General features: G+C 58.3%; 8 protein-coding genes. 4 read left to right on the top strand and 4 right to left on the bottom strand.

From position 1 onward, the window contains the following. Positions 1–135: 135 nt before the first annotated feature. Positions 136–777 carry a carbonate dehydratase gene (gene can, locus H8S59_RS23980; protein WP_095100275.1) on the bottom strand — a complete coding sequence of 214 codons (642 nt, stop codon included), beginning with the start codon at positions 775–777 and terminating at the stop codon, positions 136–138. Positions 778–936: 159 nt separating this feature from the next. Between can and H8S59_RS23975 the strand changes: the two genes are divergently transcribed. After that, the gene (locus H8S59_RS23975) at positions 937–1,353 is read left to right on the top strand and encodes a serine kinase/phosphatase (protein WP_095100277.1); all 417 of its coding nucleotides are present in this window, start codon (positions 937–939) and stop codon (positions 1,351–1,353) included. A gap of 225 nt (positions 1,354–1,578) precedes the next feature. On the opposite strand, the gene rimI is transcribed toward H8S59_RS23975, so the two are convergent. Further along, positions 1,579–2,031 carry a ribosomal protein S18-alanine N-acetyltransferase gene (rimI, locus tag H8S59_RS23970; RefSeq protein ID WP_087273743.1) on the bottom strand — a complete coding sequence of 151 codons (453 nt, stop codon included), beginning with the start codon at positions 2,029–2,031 and terminating at the stop codon, positions 1,579–1,581. Next, positions 2,024–2,821, bottom strand: coding sequence for an energy transducer TonB (locus tag H8S59_RS23965; RefSeq protein ID WP_187523032.1), 798 nt, complete (start codon positions 2,819–2,821; stop codon positions 2,024–2,026). Before H8S59_RS23965 ends, rimI begins: the two co-directional genes overlap by 8 nt. A gap of 143 nt (positions 2,822–2,964) precedes the next feature. Here H8S59_RS23965 and mksB point away from each other — a divergent pair, with 143 nt between their 5' ends. The 3 genes from mksB to mksF are packed head-to-tail and all read left to right on the top strand — an operon-like array spanning position 2,965 to position 7,764. Continuing rightward, positions 2,965–4,236 (top strand): Mks condensin complex protein MksB, encoded by a 1,272-nt coding sequence (mksB, locus tag H8S59_RS23960; RefSeq protein ID WP_095100320.1) that lies wholly within the window; start codon positions 2,965–2,967, stop codon positions 4,234–4,236. Then, a complete protein-coding gene (mksE, locus tag H8S59_RS23955) occupies positions 4,226–4,936 on the top strand; it encodes an Mks condensin complex protein MksE (RefSeq protein ID WP_027900171.1) in 711 nt (236 codons plus the stop codon). Before mksB ends, mksE begins: the two co-directional genes overlap by 11 nt. Further along, positions 4,933–7,764 (top strand): Mks condensin complex protein MksF, encoded by a 2,832-nt coding sequence (mksF, locus tag H8S59_RS23950; protein WP_187523031.1) that lies wholly within the window; start codon positions 4,933–4,935, stop codon positions 7,762–7,764. Before mksE ends, mksF begins: the two co-directional genes overlap by 4 nt. Positions 7,765–7,839: 75 nt before the next feature. Here mksF and H8S59_RS23945 read toward each other — a convergent pair whose 3' ends face one another. After that, positions 7,840–9,264 carry a methyl-accepting chemotaxis protein gene (locus tag H8S59_RS23945; RefSeq protein ID WP_425504603.1) on the bottom strand — a complete coding sequence of 475 codons (1,425 nt, stop codon included), beginning with the start codon at positions 9,262–9,264 and terminating at the stop codon, positions 7,840–7,842. Between the last annotated feature and the right edge of the window lie 714 nt (positions 9,265–9,978).

The raw sequence follows: 9,978 nt of genomic DNA, 5'->3' as shown, positions 1-9,978 counted from the left end.
CATCGCGGTCAAGCTCTGACCACAGGACACATTGGCGACGTGGGACCGGCTTTAGCCGGGAAAGCTGCCTGTCAGACGCCACACATTCAGTGTCTGTCCGGGCCTCTTCCCGGCTAAAGCCGGTCCCACAACTGCTTACTCCCCCAGCGGACGCAAACGATACTGCGGCGGCAGTTGCTCAAAACCGCTGATGGTCGCGTTCAGGCTTTTCCAGCGGCCGTCCTTGATGCCGTAGATGCAACCGTGGATCGAGAGGCTCTGCCCGCGATGCCAGGCATTTTGCACAATGCTGGTATGGCCGACGTTGGCCACTTGCTGGATGACGTTGAGCTCGCACATACGGTCAACGCGCTCTTCCTCAGTGGGCAGTTCTGCCAGGGTGTCGCGGTGCTCGTAATACAGATCACGAATCGTGCGCAGCCAGCCATCGATCAGGCCCAACTGGCGGTCCTGCATCGATGCGCGTACCCCGCCGCAGCCATAGTGGCCGGTCACCAGAATATGTTTGACCTTCAGTACGTCAACCGCGTACTGGATGACGGACAGGCAGTTGAGGTCGGTGTGCAGCACGACGTTCGCGACGTTGCGATGCACAAACAGATCACCCGGCAGCATGCCGACGATCTCGTTGGCAGGTACGCGGGCGTCCGAGCAACCTATCCACAGGAATTCCGGGGTCTGCTGACGTGCCAGCTTGGCAAAAAACTCGGGATCTTCCTTGGTGATCGCATCTGCCCAACGTTCGTTGTTGTCGATCAGGTCTTGTAGCTCGTTCATGTGTCATGCCTCGAAGATGTGCCAGCTTATGACTGGGGCTCGACGGTCCGGGTCACTAACTTCTGTTGTGCAGATTCCCGATCCGCTCGTGCAAGCAAAGTGAATCTTCAGAATAGGTGCCGGTCCACCTTTCAAGCCCCTGAATAACGAGGATTCGCCATGAATGATTCCCGCCGCCCTTACGGTGCAACTCAACCCGAGCCGATTGACGATAACGAAGATCGCATGGGCTCAATGCGTGAGCTGGATTTCGACGACAGAGGCGACGATGCACGCATCGGCGACTTGATCCCGGAAGACGAGCTATCCCGCGAAATTCCTGAGCAGCGCGTACGCGAAGCCGGCCTTACCGGCGCTTCGACTCCGGACCATCATCCGACTGACGACGATCTGGACCCAGAGATTCTGATCCGCGAAGACGGTGCCCGCTCCGCCGAAGAAGAAGGTGAAGACAGCCCCGCCGACTTCGATCTAACGGTAGTCGACGAAGATGACATTGGTGGTGGCGATGGTCTGGATGAGGCCGAGCTGGGCCGACTGGATCCGCTGGACGGGAAGCCTGAAAAGCGCGAGTAACCTGAGACATATAAAATCTGTAGGACCGGCTTTAGCCGGGAGGGCGTCTGGACATTCGCTTAATATCCGTTGCCAGAAATAATGCCCTCCCGGCTAAAGCCGGTCCTGCGACATGGCGTCATTCGCGAAGAGGCCGGTACATCCGAAGGTTATGTATCGCTCAAAACACCGCCTTCCCGAATAAATTCGGTCCTACCGGGAAATATGTCTGGTCGGTATTCCGGGTTACTCAAACAACGTACACGCCATGACCAGCGCATCTTCGCGGCCGCCAGCAACCGGGTAGTAATCCCGGCGGCGGCCGATTTCGTTGAAGCCGAAGCGTTCATAAAGGCGATACGCAGCGCGGTTGCTGTCACGCAGTTCGAGGAAGCATTCCCGGGCATTCAGCTGGTAAGCACGTGACATCAAGTGTTCAAGCAGGCGCAAACCCAGACCGCGTCCCTGACTCTCCGGTTTAACGGTGATGTTGAGCAAATGCGCTTCATCAATGATGACTTGCACCACGCCATGGCCGACTTGCTGGGAGCCTTCGAACATCAGCCAGATTTCGTAGGACTTGAGGCCATCAAGAAAAATGCCGCGAGTCCAGGGATGGGTGAACGCTGCGTATTCAATCTTCAGCACAGCGTCCAGATCCGCCTCCGTCATCGGGCGGAAGGTTATTGCGTCACTCATCGATCGGTTTCCAGCGCGCCATCAGCCGACGCATGGCTTTCCAGACATCGGCCTTGCGTTGCGGCTCGTCCATCAGTAATTCCAGACCCGGCAACGCCCAGGCAGAACCCAGGCCTTCAACCTCGAGTTCACTGTTATAAGCCTCGGCGTTGGCCTCACCAGCGAAGCGCACCGATGGCAGACCTACCAGCCAAAGGCAGGCACAAGGCGCCTCTTCCAGACGAGCCGAGACAAAACCCTGAACGAAATCACGAGCCGCTTCAGGACCTTGATCAATCTGGCCGCGGCTCAGCAAAGGCCATCGCACCGGTTCACCGATAATCTGCGGACTGTCCGGCAAACCGGCAGCGCGCAGCATGTCCTTGAGCAGCAAATAAGCCGGATCACGACTCTGAAACGCCTGGCCTGTGGGTAACTCCACCAGCACCATGCAGCGACCAGCGCGCAGCAACTGCAACGAAAAACGCGGCGGCGGTACAACGGCAGCCTTGACCGGCGCGGGAGTGGCCTCGTCTTCGGCAACCGCAGGTTTTCGGGTATTGGTGGCCGCAGGTCTCGGTACTTCGATCTTTGGCCTTACTACAGGTGCCGGACTCGCCGCAACGGCACTCGCCACTTGATTGACCGCAGCCTCTGGCACCGCGATATCCGCCACCGGTTCAACCTGTGGCGCAAGCGGAGCAAGCAGCTCCGGACGTGACGGAGCGGCAAAAGGCAGTTCGGTGCGCGGCAGCCAATTGACCACCTGCATGGCAGTCAAATAAGCGCGGCGGCGGGACTCGTTGAGCAAAGGTCAGCCACCTGTGGATAAGTTAGGACGGCGATTCTACAACTCTTCGCACTTTCCCGCCGCAGTTGATCGTCAGGAGGTGAAATCCGAAGCCCCGGATGCAGTACAATCGCCGCTTTTATTTGCCAACAGTCGGCCTTCCAATGATCGAACCTAAGCGCGTCTTGCGCGCACTTGCCGAGCACTGGGCGCTTCTTGAGCCGCTGTGCGAACATTTCGACCAAGGCACTCTGAGCCTGAGCGAATTGCGCTTGCAGCTGGCGGCACAGCAACTGGACAGCACACCCCAGGACATCACCAACCTGCTGGATGTGTGGATTCGCCTGGATATCCTGGTGCCAGTGGCGAAAAGCCCCAACCGCTTTGAACTCAACGCACAGATTCACGACTTCCTGTCGTACCTGCGCCGCGAGCACCGTTTGGGCCTGTGCCTGGAAATCGAAGCCTACCTGCGTCATCTGGAGCGTTTGGCAGGTTATATCCAGGACGCCTTTGATATCCGCGACGCCAATGACCTCGCCCGGCAACTGCGCTTGCTGGACATGCGTGTGCGCGACGTCCTGAAAAAGCTCGCAAATGACGAACAGGCGTTGGTGGGGGTTGCTGATCGCGCCAAGACCAGTGATCGACAGATCCCGCTGCGTCAGCGTTACGCCGAAGTGCTGGCGACCTGGGACGAATACGTCGAGCCGATGATTCAATTGGTGAACGCTGACGGCGCTTTCGAACAAGGCGTGCGCAAGGTCGAGAACGTGCTGTTGCGCTTGCTGACTGAACAGCAACGCCTGGGCCAACTGGTCGACGACGACATGCTGCTGCGCACCCATGCGCGCATCCTTGAAATGCAGACCAGCGCTCAGTTGACGCTGCGTCATGCACGCGAACTGCTGCTGCCGCTGCGTGAAGAAGCCCGCCGTCACAACGCCGTCACTCGTGGCGCGGCACTGGCGTTGTCGGCGATTCGCCGTAAAGGCATCGATGCTGTGCCACAAGCAGCCATGCCAATGTTCACCCGTCCGCAAAGCACTTTTCTGGGCAGTGCAAACCAGGTCGAGGCGTACGTCTACGCGCTGGCCCGTTTCGAGCCGAAACCGGCGAAGTTTCCCAAGGCGGGGGGCGGCAAACGCAAAGGTGATTCACCGCAAGCGCCGCGTACCGTCAAGGAAATGCTCGAGCGTTGCGAAGACGCCCTGCCGATGCCGGACCTGATGGTCTGGCTGCTGGAGCAGGAGCCGAACGGCGCAACCGACGAATTGCTGTACTGGTTCTCGCGCCTGTCCCGCGAGAAACGCTTCACCCGCGAACGCCTGGAGCGTCGTGACTACTTCACCCAGGAGCATCAGGTCAGCCTGCGCTCCTTCGCCCTGCTCGCCAGCAGTGATGAGCAAACGGGGAACCCAGCCAATGCATCTTGATCTTTCCGAAATGTCCCAGCTCGCGCCGATCTTCCGCGAGCTGTTCAAAGGTTTCCACATCAGCCGTCGCGACCCGGAGTTGTACGCGCAATTGTCAAACGCACAGGATCAATACCGGACGCTGTTCAAGGCGCTGGGATTTGAACTGGTGTGCGACACCCGCGGCTTTTATTACTTCGTTCCGGATCAGGCCGCTGCGCAGGTCAACAAGACCGCGCAACGTCTTGCGCTGTTCACGTTCATTCTGGTTGAGCACCTTGCCGACCAGGGGCGCGACCCGGTAGCCGTGCTGGACGGCGGCAGCCTGGGGCGCGATGAACTGCCCTCGATGCTGGAGAAGTATCGCGACCTGTTCTTGCAGGCCGAAGTGCAGACCCAGGACGAGCTCGAAGAGAAAATCATGCGCCGCATGACCCAGCTGGGTTTCGCCGCCGAGGAAACCGGTATCTACCGCTTCCTGCCGCCGATGCACCGCTTCCTCGACGTCTGCCTATCGGTGCAACAGGACCGCGATCTGGCCGCCAGCCTGCACAGTGTGCTGCCGCTGCCCGTGCCGGTACTGATCGACGAAGACAGCGATGAAAAGCTGCTGCAAACCGATGACCCACTGGACCTCGCCGAATTCGAAGACGTGGAAGAGACCGAAGAGCAGGCCCTGGCCCGCGCTATCGCTGACGAGCAACAGGAGATGGATGCATGAGCCAGGAACGCTACGGCATCCGCCGCTTTGCCCTGCTGAATACGGCCGGTTACAGCCTTGGGCTGTTCCCGCTGGAACACCCGCTGTCGGTGTACGGTGCCAACAACCTTGGCAAAAGCGCCTCGATCAACGCACTGCAATTCCCGATTCTGGCGCGCATGTCGGACATGAGCTTCGGCAAGTACAGCCTGGAGCAGTCCCGCAAGTTCTACTTTGCGTCCGACACCAGTTACATTCTGGTTGAAGTTTCCTTGCCCCACGGTCCGCATGTTATCGGCGTGGTCGGACGTGGCCCGGGTGGCGGTTTCGGTCACCAGTTCTTCGCCTATGCGGGCAAACTGGATCTGGGCCATTACCAGAAGAACGACACCTGTCTGCGTCAGAAAGAGCTGTTCAGCAACCTGGAAAGCCAGGGCCTGAAAGCCTACGAACTCAAGCCCGACGAACTGCGCCGTTTGCTGGTGGGTGGTCACACGTCCATACCTCTGGACCTGACTTTGATCCCGCTGCGTTCAACCAGTGAACAGAGCCTGAAGACTTTCCGGGCACTGTTCATCAATTTGCTGCACATGCGGGAAATCACCGCAGCCAAACTCAAGCAACTGTTCCTCGATGCGTTCGAGCACAGCCTGCGTTCCGGTAGCGTGGATTACATCGCCGCGTGTGAAGAAGCCTTCCGCGACGTACGACGCATGGAGCAGGACTACAACTCGCTGGTCAAAGCGGGCCCACTGGTCGAAGCCCTGGCGGCAGGTGTCGCTCAGCGTGATCTGTTGCGCGGCAAACTGCATCGCCTCTCGCCACTTCTGGATTCGTTGCTCGGCACGTGGATGGACTACTCCACCGCGCGTAAGGAAGAGCTGGTTATTCAGGCCGAGCATTACCGCAGCCAGCAGGATGAGCTGCAGAATGATCAGCGCGGTGGCACTCAGGAGCTGATGCGTCTGGAGCGGGAAATCAGCAGCATTCAGCGCTGGATCGGCGAGCTGGCGGTCCTCAAGAACCGCTTCGCGCTGATCGACGACGCCAAAGTGCTGGAACAACAGTTGCTGGCCGCCAAGGATGCTCACGACGAACTGGCCGGTGCCTTGGCGCAATCCCGTCAGTTCAGTGCCGAAGACCTGGACGAACGTCTGCGGGATCTGGAAAAACGCCTGAAGTCGGTGAAGCAGCAACTCGATCATGCGGACAACAACAGTTATGCACGCCTGCGCGAAGAGTTCTCGCAGCCTGACGTAGAACGCCTGATGCGCCTGTTCAACAGCGCCCTGTTCAGCTTGCCACTGGGTGAGCAAGGCATTGCGCTGGATGATGGCGACGCGTGGGTCAAATCCCTTGAGGCGATCCTTGATAGCTTCAAAGGCGACCAGTTCCAGGTGCCGGGTCTGTCGATCAATCTGACCAACATCGAGCCACCTGCCCTGCAGGCGCTGGCTGATCGTGCTGCGTTGCGTGATCAGAAAGAACGTCTCGAGAAAGAGCTGAAACAGCTCAAGACTCAACAGGCTGTGGCTTCTGACCGTGCAGCAAGCAAAACGCAAACTGAAGCCCTGTATCAACAAGTGCTGGATGCTCAAAAAGCGTTGGAAGACTTCCGTCGCTGCCAGACCTTGAGCGCCGAGGAAGCCGAGAAGCATGAACAGTTGGCACAGATGGAAGCCGCGCAGGATGAACTGAAGCGTTCCAGCGATGCGTTCACCGAGCGCGTCCAGCAACTGTCTGCCAAGTTGCAACTGGTTGCACGTCAGATTGGCGACCTGGAGTCCAAGCAACGCACGCTGGATGACGCCTTGCGTCGTCGTCAGTTGCTGCCTGCCGATCTGCCGTTTGGTACGCCTTACATGGACCCGGTGGATGACTCGCTGGACAACCTGTTGCCGCTGCTCAACGATTATCAGGACAGCTGGCAAGGTTTGCTGCGCAGCGATGGTCAGATCGAGGCCTTGTATGCCCAGGTCCGCCTGAAAGGTGTGGCCAAGTTCGACAGCGAAGAAGACGTCGAACGTCGCCTGCAGCTGTTGATCAATGCTTACGCACACCGCACCGACGAAGCCTTGACCTTGGGCAAGGCCCGTCGCGCAGCCGTGACGGACATTGCGCGCACGTTGCGTAATATCCGTAGCGACTACGACAGTCTTGAGCACCAACTGGCCCTGTTCAACCGCGAGATCAACAAACGTCAGGTGTCCAACCTGGCCAGCTTCCGCATCGTGCTCGCTCCCAACAAGGAAGCGCTTAAGCATATCGACCAGATCATCCACAGTGCTGGCCAGTACGAAGAAGGCGAAACGCTGTCGGTGTTCGACCTGAGCCAAAGCGCTGAGCAGGACAACAAGAACGAAGAAGCCAAGGAGTATCTGGCGCGTCTGGTAGCGGCAAACCACAACCAGTTGGGCTTGAAAGACCTGTTCGAACTGGCTTTCGAGATCACCAAGGTCAACGGCCAGCCAGTGATCCATACCGACATCGACGGCGCGGCATCAAACGGCACCACGATGACCATCAAAGCGCTGACCAACATGTATTTGTTGCTGCACTTGATGGATCGCGATCAAGCCGGCCGTGTCCGCTTGCCTTACTACCTGGACGAAGCGGCGGACATCGACGAGAAAAACCAGGCAGCGCTACTGGAGACGAGTTTGCAACTGGGCTTCGTACCGATTCTGGCGAGTGTGAAGCCGCAAGTCTCGGCTCATGTGGCGATCGACCTGGAAGGCGGCAGCGGGCCTAACGGCATCTACATTGATGAGGCGGACTGGAAGTACATCCGTCGCCGTGATGAGGTGAAGGCGACTGTTTCGGAAGTCGCAGAGGAAGCAGCTGAATAAGCTGAGTCCCGGAAGAGCAAAAAGGCCGCATGAAAATGCGGCCTTTTTTGTGGGCGTTTCGTGGTTCGGCGTTCGTTAAATCCTGAACTTGCCCACCATCTGATTCAACTCGACAGCCAGACGCGACAACTCCTGGCTCGCAGCATTGGTCTGGTGAGCGCCGTCGGCAGACTGTAGGGACAGATCACGAATGTTGACCAGGTTACGATCCACTTCGCGGGACACTTGCGCCTGCTCTTCTGCAGCGCTGGCGATGACTAGGTTACGGTCAGAAATTTCACCCACGCTGCGGGTGATTTCCTCAAGAGCATCACCAGCACTGCGCGCAACATCCAGAGTGCTTTGAGCGCGGCTGCTACTGTTCTGCATAGAAGCCACAGCCTTGCTGCTACCTTGCTGAATGCCGCTGACCATGACTTCAATTTCTTGCGTGGACTGTTGAGTACGATGGGCGAGCGCCCGGACTTCGTCAGCTACCACCGCAAAACCACGTCCGGCCTCCCCGGCGCGAGCAGCTTCAATGGCGGCGTTCAGGGCCAACAGGTTGGTCTGCTCAGCGATGGCGCGAATTACATCCAGAACCTTACCGATATCTTGAGTCTGGGCAGCCAGACTGCGAATCTGCTCGGAAGTGACTTCGACATCCGTGGTCATCTGCTGGATAGCATTAACCGTTTCCTGCACACGCTGGCGACCTTGCATGGCCGAGGTGCTGGACTGCTGCGAAGCAGTGGAGGTGTTGACTGCGTTGCTGGCCACTTCTTCGACAGCGGCCGTCATCTCGTTGACGGCAGTGGCGGCCTGTTCGATTTCGTTATTTTGCTGCTGCAAGGATCGCGAACCTTCCTCGGTCACCGCATTAAGCTCTTCGGCCGCAGAAGCCACTTGAGTGGCCGAGCCGGAAATACGCTGCAGGGTGTCGCGCAGGTTCATCTGCATGGTTTGCAGCGCTTGCTGCAGGCGCGTGACTTCATCACGACCGTTCACTTGAGCCGTAGTCGTCAGATCACCACGCGCAACGTCTTCCGCGGCACGTACCGCCTCACTGAGCGGACGAACGATGCTGCGAGTCAGTAGCACTGCCAGCAGGACCGTCAATACGGCAGTCAGAACCAGGACGGCAATGATGATGTTACGTGCGCTGATGTACTCACTCGCAGACTCTGCAACGGCGGCATCTGCGCCTTGGCGATTAAGCTCCAGCAGACTGTCGACCAGTGGTGCCATCTGATCTGAATACTTCTTGAGCTCACCGCTGATCAAACCTGGAATCTCAGCGTCACGCTTGGCGAGTGACGCCTGACGCAGTTTGTCTTGAGCAACCAGGTAGTTGCTCAGCGCTTCTTTGAACTGCTGAAACTTCGTGCCCTCTTCCGAGCTGCGAACCAAAGGAGCGTATGCAGCGACAATCGTATTGGCTTTCTTGGTCAGGACTTCAAGACGGGCTTCTGCTTTGTCGATATCCGCCTGAGTGCGATTGACCATGATGAGATAAGACATGGTACGGAAGCGCTAGGTGGTATCAGCCAACTCTCCCAGCAGCCGAGTGGACTTCAGCCAGCCTCCGCCGAGGTCCGTAGTGTTTTTGTTGAGGCCAGACATTTTGTCGAGACTCATCACACCGAGGAACAGAACGAATAAGGCCATGAGGGAGAAACAGAGAGCGGCGCGAAGGGCAATTCCAAGATTACGCAGTGTCATGCGGGCTGAACTCACAGAATGACGTTAGCAAGCTATCGGCTGCGTTACGGGAAGATGAAGGTGTATCCGTATGTTTCATTTAACAGCGGTAGGAGCGAACTTGTTCGCGAGGGGGATGGTGCATCCGCAGACTGTGTATCGCCTGACAGGCAGTCCTCCCGAATGAATTCGGTCCTACCGAGGTTGGCGCATGGACGCTGGACGGGTAGGAGCGAACTTGTTCGCGAGGGGGCCGTCGCAGTCTGTGTATCGCCTGGCATACAGCCCTGCCGAATGAATTCGGTCCTACCGGGTTGGCGCATGAACGCTGGACCGGTAGGAGCGAACTTGTTCGCGAGGGGGATGGTACATCCGCAGCCTGTGTATCGCCTGACATGCTGCCCTCCCGAATAAATTCGGTCCTACCGCGTTGGCGCATGAACGCAGGCCCGGTAGGAGCGAACGTGTTCGCGAGGGGGATGTACATCCGCGGCCTGTGTATCGCCTGAAATGCAGCCCTCCCGAATGAATTCG

This window comes from Pseudomonas folii, assembly GCF_014357575.1.
In the GTDB taxonomy this organism is placed as follows: Bacteria; Pseudomonadota; Gammaproteobacteria; order Pseudomonadales; family Pseudomonadaceae; genus Aquipseudomonas; species Aquipseudomonas folii.
This window is presented reverse-complemented; position numbering and strand designations above follow the sequence as displayed.

Bases quoted from the DNA above. Each gene is read 5' to 3' on its own strand.
- mksE (WP_027900171.1), top strand. From the start codon at position 4,226: ATGCATCTTGATCTTTCCGAAATGTCCCAGCTCGCGCCGATCTTCCGC.
- can (WP_095100275.1), bottom strand. From the start codon at position 777: ATGAACGAGCTACAAGACCTGATCGACAACAACGAACGTTGGGCAGAT.
- mksB (WP_095100320.1), top strand. From the start codon at position 2,965: ATGATCGAACCTAAGCGCGTCTTGCGCGCACTTGCCGAGCACTGGGCG.
- H8S59_RS23975 (WP_095100277.1), top strand. From the start codon at position 937: ATGAATGATTCCCGCCGCCCTTACGGTGCAACTCAACCCGAGCCGATT.
- H8S59_RS23945 (WP_425504603.1), bottom strand. From the start codon at position 9,264: ATGTCTTATCTCATCATGGTCAATCGCACTCAGGCGGATATCGACAAA.
- mksF (WP_187523031.1), top strand. From the start codon at position 4,933: ATGAGCCAGGAACGCTACGGCATCCGCCGCTTTGCCCTGCTGAATACG.
- rimI (WP_087273743.1), bottom strand. From the start codon at position 2,031: ATGAGTGACGCAATAACCTTCCGCCCGATGACGGAGGCGGATCTGGAC.